Origin of the sequence: Paenilisteria portnoyi, assembly GCF_014322795.1 — a bacterium.
Classification (GTDB): Bacteria; Bacillota; Bacilli; order Lactobacillales; family Listeriaceae; genus Listeria_A; species Listeria_A portnoyi.
On sequence record NZ_JAASTT010000009.1, the window covers coordinates 25241 to 42516 of the forward strand.

16 protein-coding genes are annotated in these 17276 nt (G+C 43.2%); 12 read left to right on the top strand and 4 right to left on the bottom strand.

Annotation, left to right across the window (positions count from 1 at the left end; translation table 11 throughout):
• Positions 1-26: 26 nt before the first annotated feature.
• The 3 genes from HCJ66_RS07670 to HCJ66_RS07680 all read right to left on the bottom strand — a co-directional run bounded on the left by HCJ66_RS07670 (position 27) and on the right by HCJ66_RS07680 (position 2209).
• Positions 27-1124, bottom strand: a complete 1098-nt coding sequence (locus HCJ66_RS07670; protein ID WP_187132593.1) for a M24 family metallopeptidase — start codon at positions 1122-1124, stop codon at positions 27-29.
• A gap of 66 nt (positions 1125-1190) precedes the next feature.
• Positions 1191-1883, bottom strand: a complete 693-nt coding sequence (locus tag HCJ66_RS07675; RefSeq protein WP_187132594.1) for an SDR family NAD(P)-dependent oxidoreductase — start codon at positions 1881-1883, stop codon at positions 1191-1193.
• Positions 1884-1897: 14 nt separating this feature from the next.
• Positions 1898-2209, bottom strand: coding sequence for a DUF2316 family protein (locus HCJ66_RS07680; protein ID WP_187132595.1), 312 nt, complete (start codon positions 2207-2209; stop codon positions 1898-1900).
• A 143-nt stretch (positions 2210-2352) separates the two neighbouring features.
• Between HCJ66_RS07680 and HCJ66_RS07685 the strand changes: the two genes are divergently transcribed.
• The 4 genes from HCJ66_RS07685 (at position 2353) to HCJ66_RS07700 (ending at position 5809) form a co-directional block, all read left to right on the top strand.
• Positions 2353-2775: a MarR family winged helix-turn-helix transcriptional regulator gene (locus HCJ66_RS07685; protein WP_187132596.1), complete on the top strand. Its 423-nt coding sequence runs from the start codon at positions 2353-2355 to the stop codon at positions 2773-2775.
• 68 nt (positions 2776-2843) lie between these two features.
• On the top strand, positions 2844-3527 hold the full coding sequence (locus HCJ66_RS07690) for a metal-dependent hydrolase (protein ID WP_187132597.1): 684 nt from the start codon (positions 2844-2846) through the stop codon (positions 3525-3527).
• A gap of 18 nt (positions 3528-3545) precedes the next feature.
• Positions 3546-4862, top strand: a complete 1317-nt coding sequence (gene ytoI, locus HCJ66_RS07695) for a CBS-HotDog domain-containing transcription factor YtoI (RefSeq protein WP_181675635.1) — start codon at positions 3546-3548, stop codon at positions 4860-4862.
• A 17-nt stretch (positions 4863-4879) separates the two neighbouring features.
• The gene (locus tag HCJ66_RS07700) at positions 4880-5809 is read left to right on the top strand and encodes a DHH family phosphoesterase (RefSeq protein WP_187132598.1); all 930 of its coding nucleotides are present in this window, start codon (positions 4880-4882) and stop codon (positions 5807-5809) included.
• Positions 5810-5850: 41 nt separating this feature from the next.
• Here the strand turns inward: HCJ66_RS07700 and HCJ66_RS07705 are convergent, their stop codons facing one another.
• Positions 5851-6231, bottom strand: coding sequence for an effector binding domain-containing protein (locus HCJ66_RS07705; protein ID WP_187132599.1), 381 nt, complete (start codon positions 6229-6231; stop codon positions 5851-5853).
• A gap of 99 nt (positions 6232-6330) precedes the next feature.
• Between HCJ66_RS07705 and HCJ66_RS07710 the strand changes: the two genes are divergently transcribed.
• The 8 genes from HCJ66_RS07710 to HCJ66_RS07745 all read left to right on the top strand — a co-directional run bounded on the left by HCJ66_RS07710 (position 6331) and on the right by HCJ66_RS07745 (position 17217).
• On the top strand, positions 6331-7236 hold the full coding sequence (locus HCJ66_RS07710; protein ID WP_187132600.1) for a WYL domain-containing protein: 906 nt from the start codon (positions 6331-6333) through the stop codon (positions 7234-7236).
• A 103-nt stretch (positions 7237-7339) separates the two neighbouring features.
• Positions 7340-10663, top strand: coding sequence for a DNA polymerase III subunit alpha (gene dnaE, locus HCJ66_RS07715; RefSeq protein ID WP_187132601.1), 3324 nt, complete (start codon positions 7340-7342; stop codon positions 10661-10663).
• Between the two features lie 200 nt (positions 10664-10863).
• Positions 10864-11739 carry an acetyl-CoA carboxylase, carboxyltransferase subunit beta gene (gene accD, locus HCJ66_RS07720; protein ID WP_187132602.1) on the top strand — a complete coding sequence of 292 codons (876 nt, stop codon included), beginning with the start codon at positions 10864-10866 and terminating at the stop codon, positions 11737-11739.
• Entirely contained in the window at positions 11729-12685 is a 957-nt protein-coding gene (locus HCJ66_RS07725) for an acetyl-CoA carboxylase carboxyltransferase subunit alpha (RefSeq protein ID WP_187132603.1), read from the top strand. The genes accD and HCJ66_RS07725 overlap by 11 nt, the downstream gene beginning before the upstream one ends.
• Before the next feature lie 319 nt (positions 12686-13004).
• Positions 13005-13964 carry a 6-phosphofructokinase gene (gene pfkA, locus HCJ66_RS07730; RefSeq protein WP_187132604.1) on the top strand — a complete coding sequence of 320 codons (960 nt, stop codon included), beginning with the start codon at positions 13005-13007 and terminating at the stop codon, positions 13962-13964.
• Positions 13965-14202: 238 nt separating this feature from the next.
• Positions 14203-15960, top strand: coding sequence for a pyruvate kinase (gene pyk, locus HCJ66_RS07735; protein WP_187132605.1), 1758 nt, complete (start codon positions 14203-14205; stop codon positions 15958-15960).
• A gap of 291 nt (positions 15961-16251) precedes the next feature.
• Positions 16252-16632 (top strand): FxsA family protein, encoded by a 381-nt coding sequence (locus HCJ66_RS07740; RefSeq protein WP_187132606.1) that lies wholly within the window; start codon positions 16252-16254, stop codon positions 16630-16632.
• Between the two features lie 123 nt (positions 16633-16755).
• On the top strand, positions 16756-17217 hold the full coding sequence (locus tag HCJ66_RS07745; protein WP_187132607.1) for a DUF441 domain-containing protein: 462 nt from the start codon (positions 16756-16758) through the stop codon (positions 17215-17217).
• The last annotated feature ends 59 nt before the right edge of the window (positions 17218-17276 follow it).

Genomic DNA, 17276 nt, shown 5'->3' on the forward strand with positions numbered 1-17276 from the left:
GATCTAAATCGAACTACTTCTTTGATTTATTTCACATACGTCAATTCTTTCGGAAACTCGGTCAAAATTTCATAACCGTCTTTCGTCACAACGATATCATCTTCAATCCGCACGCCTGCAACGCCTGGGACGTAAATGCCGGGTTCGATGGTGAAGACCATATTTTCTTGTAACGCCATCTCGTTTGTTTCCGTAATCGATGGGAATTCATGGACGCTTGCGCCAAGTCCGTGCCCTAGTCGATGTGGGAAGTAGTCGCCGTAGCCTGCATCCTTGATGATGTTACGCGCAGTGAGATCTACTTCTTTTGCAGGAACGCCCGCTTTTACTTTTTCGATGGCTGCGAGTTGGGCTTGTAGTACGGTATTGTAGATTTTTTCTTGTTCTGCGCTGATTTCGCCGTATGCCACGGTGCGCGTGATGTCGGAGCAGTAGCCTTTGTGGACAACGCCTAGGTCAAAGAGGACAAGGTCACCTTTTTTGATTTTGGTGTCGCCTGGTGTGCCATGTGGCAGGGCGCCGTTTGTACCGGTTAGAACCATCGTTGAAAAGGACATTGCTGTTACGCCTTTTTTCTTCATTTCGTACTCGATTTTTGCCACAATTTCGGCCTCGGTTTTACCTTCTGCGATTTCGTCAACGCCAACTTGGACGGCGTAATCGGCTAGGAGCGCGGCTTCTTTAAGGATGGCGAGTTCTTCGGTTGTTTTAATGAGGCGGATCATCTGGATTTTTTCTTCAATCGAAATGAACGTCGCATCGGTTAAGTATTTGGATAGGACTTCGAAGCGATCGACACTCATATGTGATTTCTCGATGGCAAATTTTTTCACAGTAGGTGTTCGTTTTGTGATTTCTGTTACGATGATTTCCCATGGGTTTTCGATGTCGCTGTAACCGTACGCATCATGTGACCAGTCGCTATTTTTCACGTCTTCTACTTCCAGTCCTGGTGTGAATAGGAATGGCGCTGCTTCGGGAAATACGGCGAGGCCTAGCACGCGTTCGTGTGGGTCGCTATGATAGCCGGTGAAATAGGCGATGTTTTCAGGGTCGGTGATAAACGCAACCTCAGCTCCTTGCTCTTTTAGCCAGTTTTGCAAAATATCGATATTTTTTTCCATCAGTCATCCTTCTTTCCTTGTTTCGTCCGCTTTATCATAACACGAAATCGCGCAGAAATTAAATGTTTACCATGGAATAATGCAATCGCGGCTCATAAAAATGCCAGTAGGACCGTCTTTATCGATATTCGCCATTTGGACGATAGCATCGGTTCCTTCTTGGACTGTTTGGTGGCCTTGCCCGGTTAATCCGGTTTTTGTTGGGCCAGGATCGACCGCGTTAATTTGCATGTTTGGCAATCCTTTGGCGTATTGCACGGTCAGCATCGAAACGGCGGCCTTAGAAGAGCTGTAAACGAGTGGGTTCAGTTTGGACTCGATTTGTTCTGGATTTAGAACTTGTCCGAATGATCCGAGGCCACTGCTCACGTTGACGATGACTGGCTGTGCGGATTGCTGTAATAGGGGCAAAAAGTGATGGGTGACGCGTACGATGCCGAAAACGTTGACTTGGTATACTTGCTCCATCATTTCTGGGGTGATGTCTTCTGGCGATGCGAACGGCCCAGATACTCCTGCGTTGTTGATGAGAACATCCAAGCGGCCTTCTTGTTTTTTGATTGTTGCAGCGGCTTGGATGACGGAAGCTTCGTCGGTTACGTCGATAACTACGAATGAAACTCCTAATTTGGCAGCTGCTTCTTTACCACGAGCCTCGTCGCGCGAACCGATGTAGACTTTATGTCCTAAATCTTTCAATCGTTTCGCTGTTTCGAATCCTAAACCTGCATTTCCTCCAGTAATAAGTGTTACTTTCATTGTGAATTCCTCCTTTATTTATCGCCTTTGCTAAGCTTCATGTTATCGATTTTTTTTGTATTTAAAAACCAGTATTGGTGATAATCGCCTTGTAGTGCGGTAAATGCTACGGGTGTTTTGCCGATTTTGGAAATATGTTGTTCTAGAAAAATTTTAAGAATCCACGGGTCCTCGATGGATTTTTGTTGTAGATTGAGGATGTGTTGGATTTTTTCGGTGCTTGTTTGTAGCTCGGTGGCGATTTGTTCTACGCTTAATTCCGAGATAATGAAGTTTTGTTGAAATTCATGAATGGTATCGTTGACTTGTTGGGTTGTTAGTGACATGATAATTCCTCCTATATAGTTGTTTTTAATACAGTTGTAATTAAAACTATAACGCATAAAAGGAGTATACATCGTTTCTGAATAGTTGTCAATTGAATTGTTTTATATTAAACTGTTATAAAAGACGTGTGGGAGGGAAGGCTTTGATTTCAGGTGAAAATGAGTTGTCAGAGAAGATTTATACGCTTAGTTTGTTGCAGCAGGACTACATTGCGAAGCGGCTAAAAGGGATTCATCTCAACGTTTTGCAGGCGAAGAGTTTGAATTATGTGTCTGCGAATTCTGGGACAATCCAAAAGGAACTCGCGAATTATTTAGGGAAACAGAACGCGACGGTGACGAATATTTTGAAGGAATTAGAAAAGAAACAGCTGATTTACCGGGAAATTCCGAAAGATAATGAGCGCCAGAAAAAGATTTTTTTGACAACTGAGGGCAAGGATTTGGTTGTTGAGGTGCAGCGGGCGTTTCATGATTTAAACAAGGAGATGGAGCGGGTGCTTTCTGGAAAAGAAAGAGCGCAACTCGTGGCGGGTTTAAAAAAACTTATTGAGGATTTTGTTTAATATAAAGTGCCAAAATAAAGGCTTTGGCTTATAATGAGAGTAAGTATATATAGAAGGGAAGTCAAAATATGAAAATTTCATTTCACGGGCAATCTTGTATTAAAGTAGTAACGGAGGACGTGACGATTCTTGTGGATCCGTTTATTTCGGGGAATCCGCAGTGTGATTTGGTGGTTGAGGATGAGAAACCAGATTATATTATTGTAACGCATGGGCATGATGATCATGTTGGGGATACGGTGGCGATTGCGCAAAGAACAGGTGCGACGGTGATTGCGAATGTTGAATTGGCAACGTTTTTGAATATGCAAGGTGTGGAGAATTTGGCGCCGCTACATATTGGTGGAAAGCGGCCGTTTGATTTTGGAACGGTGAAATTGACGCAGGCGTTTCATGGTTCGTCGACAATGCAAGATGGCAAAATTATTAATTTGGGCTTGCCGACGGGGTTTGTGTTGACGATCGGCGACAAATCGATTTACCATGCTGGCGATACGGGATTGTTCTCGGATATGAAATTGATTGGGCAGTTGAACGAGCTTGACGCAGCCTTTTTGCCGATTGGGGATAATTTCACAATGGGGCCAGAGGATGCGGCGATTGCGGCGGAATTTTTGCAGGCGAAGGTAGTTGTGCCAATGCATTATAATACGTTTCCGTTGATTGCGCAGGATCCGCACGCGTTTGTGGCGAGTTTGAATACGGAATTGCGCGGGAAAGTGCTGGATATTGGCGCGTCGATGACAATTTAGAGGGAATGGGTGAGTGGCTTGGCGACAAAGCATGAGCAGATTTTGAAATATATTGAAGAGCTTGCGGTTGGCGAGAAAATTTCGGTTCGGAAAATCGCGAAAAACTTGCATGTCAGTGAGGGGACGGCTTACAGGGCGATTAAGGATGCGGAAATTGTCGGCTTTGTTAGCACGATTAAGCGTGTTGGGACGATTCGGATTGAGCGGAAGCAAAAGGATAGTATCGAGAAGCTGACCTATGCGGAGATTGTGAATATGATTGATGGTCAAGTGCTGGGCGGCCGTGCTGGGCTTCATAAATCGCTGAACAAGTTTGTGATTGGTGCGATGACGGTTGAGGCGATGGAACGTTATACGGATGCGGGAAACTTGGTGATTGTTGGGAACCGGGTTGGTGCGCAGGAGTTGGCGCTTGAACGTGGTGCCGCGGTGCTGATTACAGGTGGTTTTGATACGGTGGATTCGGTGAAGAAGTTGGCGGATGAGAAGGAATTGCCAATTTTATCGACGACGTATGATACGTTTACGGTGGCGACGATGATTAACCGGGCGATTTTTGATCAGTTGATTAAGAAGGAAGTCGTGTTTGTGGAAGATATTCTGACACCGCTTGAGAAGACGGCTTATTTGAGCACATCGGACCGGGTCGAGGATTGGTATAAGAAGGAAACGTCGACCGGACACAGCCGTTTTCCAGTGGTAAATAAAGCGATGCGGTTGTCAGGGATGATTACGAGCAAAGATGTGATTGATAAAAATTTATCGATCTCGATTGAGCGGGCGATGACGAAAAATCCGTTGACTGTCGGTCCGAAAATGAGCGTGGCGTCGGTATCTCACATGATGATTTGGGAAGGTATCGAGGTTATTCCGGTCGTGAAGGATGATTTGACGCTGATTGGGATTGTGAGTCGGCAGGATATTTTGAAATCGTTGCAAATGATTCAGCGCCAGCCGCAAATTGGAGAGACGATTGACGATACAATTACGAATCAGTTGATTGAAAAAACAACGGATGACGCATCGGAGCTCGATTTTCAATTTACGGTGACGCCGCAGATGACGAATAGTATTGGAACGCTTTCTTATGGCGTTTTTACGCAGATTGTGTGTGATGTTGTGCAACAAAAACTGTTTTCCCTGAAGAAGCGTAATGTGGCGATTGAGAATATCTCAATTTACTTTTTGAAACCGGTACAGATGGATGCGACGATTGTGATTAAACCGCGGATTTTGGAGATAGGGCGTAAGGCGGGGAAAATTGATATTGAGCTATATTTGGAAGGTATTTTAGTTGGTAAGGCGATTGTGGCTTGCCAAATGATGGAACGTTAAAGATTGGTGGAAATAGGATGAAAAAAGCGATTTTAGATGTCATTAAGAAATATGAGACGATTATTATTCATCGGCATGTGCGGCCAGATCCAGATGCGTATGGTTCGCAAATGGGACTCGCAGCGGTTTTAGAAGGTAATTTTCCAGATAAGAAGATTTATTGCGTTGGTGAAGGTGAGCCGTCGCTTGATTTTCTTGGGAAAGTGGATACAATTGATGATTCGGTTTACGATGGTGCGCTTGTGATTGTTTGTGATACCGCGAACACGGAACGGATTGATGATGCGCGCTATACGCTTGGCAAGGAGCTTGTGAAGATCGATCACCATCCGAATGATGATGCGTATGGTGATTACAGTTGGGTTGATACGGCGGCTTCGTCTTGTAGTGAGATGGTGACGGCATTCGTGGAGGCGTTTCCGAAAGAATTGACGCTGAATGAGAAGGCGGCGAGGTTGTTGTACGCTGGAATTGTCGGGGATACAGGGCGGTTCTTATTTCCAAATACGACACCGAAAACATTGCGTTACGCAGCGGACCTCGTGGTTTTCCCGTTTGATCGCACGGAAATTTTCACAAAAATGTACGAGACACCACTGAATGCGGTCAAATTATCAGGTTATATTTTGCAAAATTTCCAAATGGCAGCAAATGGCGCCGCGCATATTTATATTAATCGTGCCTTGCTGGAGCAGTTTGATGTCACGGCGCGTGATGCGGCACAGTTGGTGAATCGGATTGATAGCGTTATTGGCATTAAGGCGTGGATATTATTCATAGAAGATGGCGATATTATCCGAGCTCGTTTGCGATCAAAAAGCCCTGTTATCAACGGTTTGGCAAAGGAATATCGCGGCGGCGGGCATCCATTAGCATCGGGTGCGACGCTTGAATCGGAGTCAGAAATCCCAGAAATGGTTGCGAAATTGGAAGCATTGTGCGATTAAGAAAAAGAGAAGGACACCAAAATTTGGCGTTCTTCTCTTTTTTATGCGTTCAGCCCAATGTAAATCCGAATCGAGCCATCAGGGGCGTATTCTTCGTAGTCAAAATGGTAACTTCGATTGAGTTCGGTATTCCAAATTTCTTGCCACGTCGCGAAAACGTCTTTTTCTACGTTGAAAACTTGATACGGTTGTTCAGGAATCATGATTTTTTTCGTATTTTCGGAATGAGGCATATTGCTCGCAATACTCACCGTGTAATCTCCCAAGTAATCACTCTCATAATCGGCATAAATACCATAAAATGTGGCGCTCGTTTGCTGTAACTTTTGCGCATCGGCCCATAAATTACCTATTTTTGTAGCTACGTCGGGATCATTGAAATTATTCGTACGTGTTTCGTTTATCCAATAAATTTCTTGCATTGTTAAAACCTCCTTTTCATCTATATTAACGTACTTGATTGACAGCGTTATGTCATATTAAAAATATATGTTAGGATAAAATAAAGAGGGGTGAGCGTCGTGAAAATTGATCGTTTGTTAGAAATTTTAATCTTATTAATGAATCGAAAACAAGTACAGGCCAAAGATTTGGCAACCAATTTTACAGTTTCAGTCCGAACAATCTATCGTGATATTGAAACGCTCTCCCTTGCAGGTATTCCTATCGAGATGACACGCGGGAGAAGTGGTGGAATCAGACTGATGCATGGATTTAGCTTATCTCGAATCCCGATAACGACGAAGGAAAAAGATGTTTTACAAGTAGCGTTGCAAAACCTTTCGACGACGAATTTTCCAGAGGTGGCCCTTTTAATGGAGAAGTTTCAAGCATTGTGGGATGCGGTTGAGAAGGATTGGATTGTGATTGATCCAGCTGAATATGGGGCTCCGCCTGAACGGAATGAAATTTTTGCGATGATGAAGCAGTGTATTTTGGAAAATCGCAAAGTTTCTTTTATTTATTATAATAGCAATCGACAGAAAACGAGGCGAGAAGTGGCGCCCTTGAAGCTTTGGTATCGCGGGAATGCTTGGTATTTATGGGGGTACTGCTATTTGCGGAAGGCGTACCGCTTATTTCATGTGCATCGCATGGTGGATGCTGTAATCACGGATTATTTCCCACCAAGTTTTGAGGAATCTGTGTTTGAAGCGTTTCGTCAGCAAGCCGTGACACCAGCGCCAAAATTGGCAGTACATATCGTGTTTGAAGCATCCGTCTACTATCGTTTACTAGCCATTTTTCCCGCAGAAATCTTGAGGATAGTATCTGATCGTATCGAAGTGAAGACGGAAATTCCGAAAACAGACTGGCTGTATTCCTTCTTACTATCTTTCGGATCGGACGTTCAAATCATAGCACCAGAATCACTACGCCTAGAAATAAGGGCAAGTCTGCAAAAAGCTGTCAAAAATTATGAGTAGCCTCGACGCGCAGGATAAATAAAAGCGAACATATGGTTTCTTTTTCGGAGGATAACCGATATAATAGAATGGAGAATATTGTTCGAGAGAGGAGACGTGGATAATGGGATTTGTTCATTTACAAGTAGCTAGCGCATATGATTTGCTATCGAGTACGGCGGCTATTGACGGGATTATTGAGAAAGCGCAACAATTTCATTATCCAGCAGTCGCGATTACGGACCATAATGTGATGTATGGCGTTATCGAATTTTATCAAAAGTGTCATGCGGCGGGGATTAAACCGCTTATCGGGATGACGATTTCAGTGGAAGGCGTGACGCAACCGCTCGAGACTTACGAACTACTCCTACTCGCGAAAACGACACAAGGCTACCGTAATTTGCTCAAAATTTCAAGTGCCATCGAAACGCGTGAGGAGCAGAAACTACCTATAAAATGGCTAGAATCATATCGAGACGGCTTGTTGCTATTCTCGCCGGGTGAAGCTGGAGAAATCGAACGCTTGATTCGTCAGGGATTACACGAAGATGCTCGTCTAGTCGTGGCAAAATGGCAGGAAATGGCGGGGGCATCTGGTTTTTATATGACCTTGCAAAAGGAAAATCCACATTATGAGGCTGTTCGTGATTTTTGCGAGGCGGAGCAAATCCCAGCGGTTGCGACGAAAAATGTGCAGTATTTAGAACCAAAAGGTGTTCGTAGTACGGAAATTTTGCGCGCGATTCGCGATAATGAAACTGTGTCGTGGCACAATTTACCGCTCGCTGGAGGGGCTTATTTTGCGGCACCAGAGGATATGGAAAACTTGTTTACATCGCCTTTTGAGAAGGAAGCATTGGCGTTAACGGCGAAAATTGCGGATATGTGTGACGTAGAAATTGCGATGGATCAACATTTATTGCCTAAGTTCCCGCTGGCAGAAGGTTTTGAAGCAGGACCGGTGTTGAAAGATTTATGTTATGAAGCGCTGAGAACTCGTGTTGTGAATCCTGATGGAAGCTATTGGGAGCGCTTGGATTATGAGTTGAAAGTCATTCAAGATATGGGCTTTTCCGATTATTTTCTCATTGTATGGGATGTCATGAAATATTCGCGAGGGAATGGTATTCTAACGGGACCAGGGCGAGGATCGGCGGCGGGATCGCTCGTTTCTTACGTCCTACAAATTACGGATGTGGATCCGATTCAATACCAACTTTTATTTGAGCGATTCCTGAATCCAGAACGTATCAGCATGCCCGATATCGATTTGGATTTCCCGGATAATCGTCGAGATGAAGTCATTTCCTATGTGGTTAGCAAATATGGCACGCAACATGTCGCCCAAATTGGCACATTTGGAACGCTGGCTGCCAAAGCTGCGGTGCGAGATACAGCGCGGACATTCGGCTTAAATTCTGTCCAATTATCCGACTGGTCGAAGCTTATTTCACGGGAACTTGGTATGACGCTAACCAAGGCGTATGAACAATCTACAGCATTACAACGTCATATCATTAGCTCCGAACAAAACCAACTTATCTGGGAAATTGCGACTGAAATCGAAGGCTTGCCACGCCATATTTCCACACATGCCGCAGGGGTCGTTATTAGTGACGAACCACTCGTGGATCAAATTGCCTTGCAAAAAGGGAGTGGAGATGCGCTTCTGACACAATTTGCTATGGGTGATCTGGAAAAAATCGGACTTCTAAAAATGGATTTCTTAGGCCTTCGAAATTTAACGCTACTCGATCGAACATTGAAAAACGTCAATTATATCCGAGATACAGAGCTGACGCTGCAAGATATCCCGCTCGACGACGCTAAAACGTTACAAATTTTCCAAAAAGGGGATACAACGGGGATTTTTCAGTTTGAATCAGATGGGATTAGGCGTGTATTGAAGCATTTACGCCCGACTTCATTTGAAGATATTGTCGCGACGAATGCACTTTATCGTCCAGGCCCGATGGAACAAATCGATACTTTTATTGCTCGGAAACATGGGAAACAAGAAATTGTGTATCCACATCCCGATTTAGAGCCGATTTTAGGCGTTACTTACGGCATTATCGTCTACCAAGAACAGATTATCCAAGTCGCGTCCGCTATGGCAGGTTTTTCGCTCGGTGAGGCCGATTTACTTCGACGCGCCGTCAGCAAGAAGAAGGCGGATGTCTTAGAAGAAGAACGCATTCATTTTGTGTCTGGTGCGGTCAAAAAAGGGTACACACAAGCGAGCGCGGATGAAGTCTATGATCTGATTGTCCGATTTGCGAACTACGGTTTCAATAGAAGTCACGCGGTAGCCTATTCCAAAATCGCGTTTCAACTAGCTTACTTAAAAGCCAATTACCCAGCCGCATTCATGGCTTCCCTTCTTAGCGCGGTCATTGGAAACGACGATAAAATCAGCCAATATATCACGGAAGCAAAAAACTACGGCATCAAAATGCGCGGTCCATCGATCAATCGTAGCTATTATCATTTTCAAGTGGAAGAGGACGCGATTAGGTTCAGTTTACGCGTGATTCGCAAAGTCCCAAGTAAATTCGTACTTGCAATCGTTAACGAGAGAAAAGGAGCGCCGTTCAAGGATTTCTTTGATTTTTGCGAACGAATGCCTCAAAAACAGCTAACGAAACAAGTTTTAGAAGCGCTTATTTATGCGGGCTGTTTCGATGAATTTGGCAAAGATCGCGCTACCTATATGGCATCAATGGACGCAGCACTGCAATATGTTAGTTTGCTCGGCGACGATGAAAAAGGAATCAATCTCTTCACGACAGACGATGAATTATTCCGCAAAATGAAACCGAAATATCGCGAAGCTAGTCCACTTCCAATCGATGAAAAACTAGAAAAAGAAAAAGAATACGTCGGACAATATGTTTCTGCGCATCCCGTCACGTTCTATCAAGATAAATTAAAATTACTTGAAATAACGCCCTTATCGCAAATCAAAGTCGGTAAAATTTACAAAATCGCGGCGTATATTCACGATATCAAAACCATCCGCACAAAAAAAGGCGAATCAATGTGTTTTCTTACAATCAGTGATGACAGTCGCGAAATAAGTGCAGTCATGTTCCCTGAAACCTACCGAAAATATACAGAACTAGTCGAAAAAGGACTTATTGTACTGCTCCAAGCCAAAGTCGACCAGCGAAATGGGGAATTACAGCTCGTCGTCAATAAAACAGAGAATGTAAAAGACATCGAAGTTCCCAAACGTGCTTTTGTGCGAATTAAAGAAGCAAGCCAGTTGGAACAATTAAAACCGATTTTATTATCTAATCGCGGGGATATCAGCGTTATTTTGCACGATGAAACAACAAAGAAAACCACCCAGCTACAGCCGAAATTTAGTATTAACGGAAGCCCAGAAACAGGGAAGGCGATCACAGAACTCCTCGGCAAAGGCAACTTTATCATTCGTTAGCCTTTTAAAAAATAAAAAAAATATGGTATAGTAGTGTGACGGATTAAAGGATAAATAGTTAATATCGGAATCCAAGTTGTGCTAATACAGAGAAATTTAGATAAGACAAATGCGCCCAAAAATGCTATTATGGAAAGTGGACGAAAAATAGTTGAAGCGCGTAGTTAGAAAAGAGATTGTTTCAAAAGGGGGTTCATCCTTTGTTAGGAGATTTATTTACAAAACCAAAGAAAAGGAAATATGCAACGATTCCTTCAGACGGCTCTAAGCCAGATGTTCCAGAGGGTATTATGACTAAATGTCCTTCATGTAAGAAAATTATGTACTCCAAAGAATTACAGAAGAACTTGAAGGTTTGTAGCTATTGTGGCTACCATCATTCGCTCGGAGCTCAAGAAAGAATCGCGTACTTAGTAGACGAGGATTCATTTTCGGAGTTAGATGGCAATTTAACAACTGCAAATCCGCTTGGGTTTGAAGATTATATGGATCGAATTGTAAAAGATAAGAAGAAAACAGATTTGAACGAAGCTATTTTGACTGGAACGGCGACGATTGCAACACTGCCATTTGTAGTAGCAGTGATGGATTCTCGGTTCCGGATGGCGAGTATGGGTTCGGTTGTCGGAGAAAAAATCTTGCGTGGTGTGGAAAAAGCAGATGAGTTAGGCATTCCTTTTGTGATTTTCACAGCATCAGGTGGCGCTCGGATGCAAGAAGGCATGGTATCCTTAATGCAAATGGCAAAAACATCAGCCGCCTTCAAACGTTTTAGTAACCACGGAGGACTCGCGATTTCCATCATGACGCATCCAACAACAGGAGGCGTTTCCGCAAGTTTCGCTTCGTTGGGGGACTACAATTTTGCAGAACCGGGAGCGATGATTGGTTTTGCGGGACGTCGTGTTATTGAGCAAACGGTTCGTGAAGATTTACCAGAGGACTTCCAAACCGCGGAGTTCTTATTAAAGCACGGCCAGCTCGATGAAGTTGTGTCACGCCTTGATATGCGCGAAACATTGCGCTTCCTCTTAGATATTCATACGAAAAAGGAGGATTCGGCAAATGGCAAATGAGCTAGAATTTGAAAAACCGATTTTAGAATTACAAACAAAAATTGCCGATCTCAAAGAGTATAATGAGAAGTCGGATGTCGATTTGTCGAAGGAGATTGTGAAGCTGGAGATTCGTCTTGGCAAGCTAGAGGACGCGATTTATGGCAATATGTCTGCATGGGATAAATTCCAAGTGGCGCGCCATCCAGAACGCCCGACGACATTGGATTATATTCCGTTCGTGTTCGACCAGTTTATGGAATTACATGGCGATCGTTATTTTGGTGATGACGCAGCGATTGTCGCGGGTGTGGCAACGTTTAACGGCACACCAGTCACGGTTATCGGTCACCAACGCGGGAAAGATACAAAAGATAATTTGCATCGTAATTTCGGAATGCCGCATCCAGAGGGTCTCCGTAAAGCGTTGCGATTAATGAAACAAGCCAATAAATTTGGACGTCCGATTATCTGTTTCATCGATACGAAAGGCGCCTATCCAGGTCGCGCCGCAGAAGAACGCGGACAAAGCGAAGCGATTGCGCGTAACCTTTACGAGATGAGCGATATGACTGTGCCAATTATTTCAATCGTTATCGGTGAAGGCGGAAGTGGTGGAGCCTTGGCGCTAGGCGTCGGCAACCAAATATACATGCTAGAAAATGCCGTATTCTCCGTTATTTCACCAGAAGGCGCAGCCGCGATTCTTTGGAAGGATGCAAGCCTTGCCAAACAAGCCGCTGAGTCAATGAAAATAACGGCAACAGACCTTTTTGAGCTGGGTATTACAGACGGCATCATCCCGGAAATTCGCGGTGGGGCCCATCGTAATGTGGAAGAACAAGCCGCACTTATTTCTGCTGTCATCCGCAAAAGCTTGAATTCCTTGTCAGCGCTTGACGGCGAACAATTATCGGATCAACGGTATGAGAAGTTTAAGAAAATCGGTGTTTACGAAGAGTTATAAATAATTATGAAAAGTCATGAAAGTATGAGCCGATGGAAGTGTTAGCTTATATCTTAATGGCTTTTTATTTTTTTGATGCTATCGAAAAGTAGCTTTGTTCCATCCTATACAATGTTTGGTCTACTCCACCAACGGGTAATAAACCAATACCAATTCCTAATAAAAAGCAATTGGTATACACCATTCGCAGGTGGAATTAATGAAAAGTTTCACAAAACATGAAAAAAGAACTAGATTCCTGCTTTCATTTTTAGGAAAAGTGATGTAGAATGTAACCATGTGATGAAAAAATATATTCATTGTTTGAGGTGGGATTTTAATGAAACGTATTGCAGTTTTAACAAGTGGTGGAGACGCACCAGGAATGAACGCTGCGGCTCGTGCCGTTGTTCGTAAAGGTATTTATGAAGGTCTAGAAGTTTATGGTATCGATTACGGCTTTTTAGGTCTAGTAAACGGAGATATTCATAAATTGGATTTAGGTTCTGTAGGGGATCTTTTACATCGCGGAGGAACGTTCCTTTATTCGGCGCGCTATCCTGAATTTGCGACCGAAGAAGGTCAACTAAAAGGTATTGAGCAGTTGAAGAAATTCGGTATTGAAGGCCTTGTTGTTATCGGTGGAGACGGTTCTTATCACGGAGCTGAGGCCCTAACAAAACGTGGCTTCCCAACAGTCGGTATTCCAGGAACAATCGATAATGATATTTCTGGTACTGATTTTACCATTGGTTTTGACACGGCTTTAAACACAGTGCTTGACGCATTGGATAAAATTCGTGACACGGCAACAAGTCATGAACGTACATTTATCATTGAAGTAATGGGGCGCGATGCTGGTGATATCGCACTTTGGTCTGGTCTAGCAGGAGGCGCGGAAGCAATTATCGTTCCTGAGCATAATTTTGTGATGGAAGATGTTGTAGAACGCCTGAACAATGGACTTGCTCGTGGTAAAAAACATAGTATTATCGTCGTTGCAGAAGGCGTTATTTCTGGAAATGAATTCGCGAACCAATTAGCTGAGTTTGGCGATTATCATGCTCGTGTAACGGTTCTAGGACATGTTCAACGTGGTGGTAGTCCGACTGCTTTTGACCGCGTACTAGCAAGTCGTCTAGGCGCGCGTGCTGTCGATTTATTAATGGAAAACCGTGGCGGTCTTGCTGTCGGCATCCAAAATAATAAAATCGTCGAAAATGATATCACAGAAGTTTTGAAACAAAAACACGTGATTGATAAAGAAATGTTTGATTTAGCAACAATCCTATCAATTTAATACAACGATAGAGGTTTCTAGTTTTGCATAACTTAGAAGCCTCTTCCTACGGATTAAAATGAAAATAGGCATGAAAACAGGCTACATAAATGCGTGCCTAAAAAAGAATGAAAAGTTTGGTCAACATGCACATAAATTCACAAAATCCTTGAACGCTAGTGAAGTTACTGGTAAAATGGGGCGGATGAGTTTATAATAAGTAATGAATGAATAGGTATTCTTAGGAGGAGTATAAAAGATGAAAAAAACTAAAGTTGTTTGTACGATTGGACCTGCAAGTGAAACGGTAGAAACATTAGTACAATTAATCGAATCAGGTATGAACGTATGTCGTCTTAATTTTTCACATGGTGATTATGAAGAGCACGGCGCGCGTATCAAAAATATTCGCGAAGCTGTCAAAATTACGGGAACAGAGGTAGCGATTTTACTTGATACAAAAGGCCCTGAAATCCGTACGAACGATATGGAAAATGGGAAATTAGAATTTGCAAAAGGGGACACTGTTCGCGTAGCAATGGAAGAAGTCCTTGGAACAAAAGAAAAATTCTCCGTAACATATACAGAACTATTTGATGACGTAGAAATCGGTTCAACGATTCTTTTAGATGACGGCTTAATTGGTCTTGAAGTTATCGAAAAAGACGCTGCTAACCGTGAACTAGTAACATATGTTCAAAACCCAGGCGTACTTAAAAACAAAAAAGGCGTGAACGTGCCAAACGTATCGATTAACCTACCTGGTATCACAGAAAAAGATGCAAATGATATCCGTTTTGGTCTAGGACAAGGAATCGACTTTATCGCAGCATCATTCGTTCGTCGCGCAACAGATGTTCTTGAAATCACAAAAATTCTAGAAGAAAACAATGCAACACACGTACAAATCATTCCTAAGATTGAGAACCAAGAGGGCGTTGACAATATCGACGAAATCCTACAAGTATCTCAAGGCCTAATGGTTGCTCGTGGTGACCTAGGCGTTGAAATTCCTGCTGAAGAAGTTCCGATCGTTCAAAAACAACTAATCAAAAAATGTAATAAGCTTGCCAAACCAGTTATTACAGCAACTCAAATGTTAGATTCTATGCAACGTAACCCGCGTCCAACCCGCGCAGAAGCAAGTGATGTAGCCAATGCCATTTTTGATGGTACAGATGCAATCATGCTTTCAGGTGAAACAGCAGCTGGGGACTATCCAGTAGAATCCGTACAAATGATGACTAAAATTGCGCTACGTGCGGAAGAAGCACTAGTAGCTCAAGATAAATTTGCTCTTAAAGCGCACCAAAATTCTGATATGACAGAAGCAATCGGTCAAGCAGTTGGTCACACAGCGCGCAACTTGAACGTTCACACAATCGTTGCAACAACGCAAAGTGGTCACACAGCACGCATGATCTCGAAATACCGTCCAAAATCACATATTTTAGCGGTTACTTTCAACGAACGCGTATGTCGCGGACTTTCTCTAGTATGGGGCGTATACCCACGTCTAGCAGAACCAATCGCGAATACAGATGACATGTTCGACCTTGCAGTAAAAGAGTCACTAGCATCAGGACTTGCAAAACAAGGCGACCTAATCATCATCACTGCCGGTGTTCCAGTTACAGAATCCGGTACAACCAACCTAATGAAAATCCAATTAATCGGTGACAAAGCAGTATCAGGACACGGAATTGGTTCGACTTCCGTTATCGGTAAAGCAGTCGTTGCTAAATCGAATAAAGAAGCATTAGACAAAGCAGTAGAAGGCGGCATCCTTGTTGTTAAAACGACAGACAAAGAAATGTTACCAGCATTCGAGAAAAGCGCAGCAGTCGTTGTAGAAGAAGGCGGCCTAACTAGCCACGCAGCCGTTGTTGGAATCACACTAGGAATTCCAGTAATCGTAGGCGCAACAAACGCAACAGACCTTGTCAAAGACGGCGAAACAGTAACCGTCGACGCACGCCAAGGTAATGTTTACAATGGTAAAACGGCTACACATTAATAGAAGTGCTGAAACAGCCCGTTCAGCTCCGACAAAAACTGGAGCGGCCGCAGGAAAAAGCCGCTCTTGCTTTTTTCGGAGGGCGTGAAGTTTTCGAGGAGTTGGCTGTTGAAGCTGGATCCGAAGGCGCTAAACACGAACTACTCAAAACTAAGAACTCAAAACCAGATTACATCCCAAACTCGGATGATAATCTGGTTTTTCTAATCTTTTCCGCAACACCATCTTCTTTCTCATTTCCCCAAAACTACGCTATAATAAAAAAGAAACCATACAAAGGAGGTCGCCATTTTGAAAAAAATAATCTACTACTGGGCTGCATACGGCTTATTAGAACTACTCACCTACATCCTCCTATTCCAATGGATTGGCTTCTGGCCACTAGTATTCATCCAAATCGCATCGACAGCATTCGGTATATTCATCGTCAAACGCTTATGGCGCGGCATTACTCAAAACATGCGCGAAGGAAAAACAATATCCCCATACCTGTTAGACACGATTTGCCTACTACTAGCCGGAATCCTACTCATCATCCCTGGTATTATCACATCTATCTGCGGATTACTCCTATTCCTACCCTTCATACGTTCATGGATGAAACCACGCATCAACCGCTGGATAGAACGCCGAATGAGTCAAGGAAACTTCACCTATTTCGATATGAAATAATAGGTCATTGGCTTTTCTTATCTATTTTCAGATATACAATAAGTATCGCTTTACATCAAGGGGTGTAGATGTGTTATAATACAACTAATCTGACGTTTTCTCAGAAGGAAAGGTTTGTTCTTCTTGGTTACAGAAAGTATGCTATTTTTATTACTATTTCTCGGACTTGGGCTACTAGCAAAAAATAACTCGTTAATCATTGCGGTTGCCGTTGTAATTTTGCTGAAACTTTTCCATGTGGATGGCAGAATTATGGAAACGATTCAATCGCGAGGAATAAATTGGGGCGTAACGGTGATTACAGTTGCCATCCTGATTCCAATTGCGACGGGACAAATTGGTTTTAAAGACTTAATCGATTCCTTTAAATCAGCGGCTGGTTGGATTGGTTTGCTGGCGGGGATTGCGGTTTCAATTTTGGCAAAAAAAGGCGTTGGCTATATGGCGGTGGACCCACAAGTGACGGTATCACTTGTTTTTGGTACGATTTTAGCTGTGGTACTATTTCGCGGGGTTGCGGCTGGACCGGTTATCGCGGCAGGTATTGCCTACGTACTTATGCAAGGTGTCGCTTTATTCAAATAAATTAATAAAAAAGACAACTACATAGCAGATGACGCTAAATTTTATATTGTTAGGGGGAA

Bases quoted from the DNA above. Each gene is read 5' to 3' on its own strand.
- HCJ66_RS07670 (WP_187132593.1), bottom strand. From the start codon at position 1,124: ATGGAAAAAAATATCGATATTTTGCAAAACTGGCTAAAAGAGCAAGGA.
- HCJ66_RS07675 (WP_187132594.1), bottom strand. From the start codon at position 1,883: ATGAAAGTAACACTTATTACTGGAGGAAATGCAGGTTTAGGATTCGAA.
- HCJ66_RS07680 (WP_187132595.1), bottom strand. From the start codon at position 2,209: ATGTCACTAACAACCCAACAAGTCAACGATACCATTCATGAATTTCAA.
- HCJ66_RS07690 (WP_187132597.1), top strand. From the start codon at position 2,844: ATGAAAATTTCATTTCACGGGCAATCTTGTATTAAAGTAGTAACGGAG.
- HCJ66_RS07700 (WP_187132598.1), top strand. From the start codon at position 4,880: ATGAAAAAAGCGATTTTAGATGTCATTAAGAAATATGAGACGATTATT.
- HCJ66_RS07705 (WP_187132599.1), bottom strand. From the start codon at position 6,231: ATGCAAGAAATTTATTGGATAAACGAAACACGTACGAATAATTTCAAT.
- dnaE (WP_187132601.1), top strand. From the start codon at position 7,340: ATGGGATTTGTTCATTTACAAGTAGCTAGCGCATATGATTTGCTATCG.
- HCJ66_RS07725 (WP_187132603.1), top strand. From the start codon at position 11,729: ATGGCAAATGAGCTAGAATTTGAAAAACCGATTTTAGAATTACAAACA.
- pfkA (WP_187132604.1), top strand. From the start codon at position 13,005: ATGAAACGTATTGCAGTTTTAACAAGTGGTGGAGACGCACCAGGAATG.
- pyk (WP_187132605.1), top strand. From the start codon at position 14,203: ATGAAAAAAACTAAAGTTGTTTGTACGATTGGACCTGCAAGTGAAACG.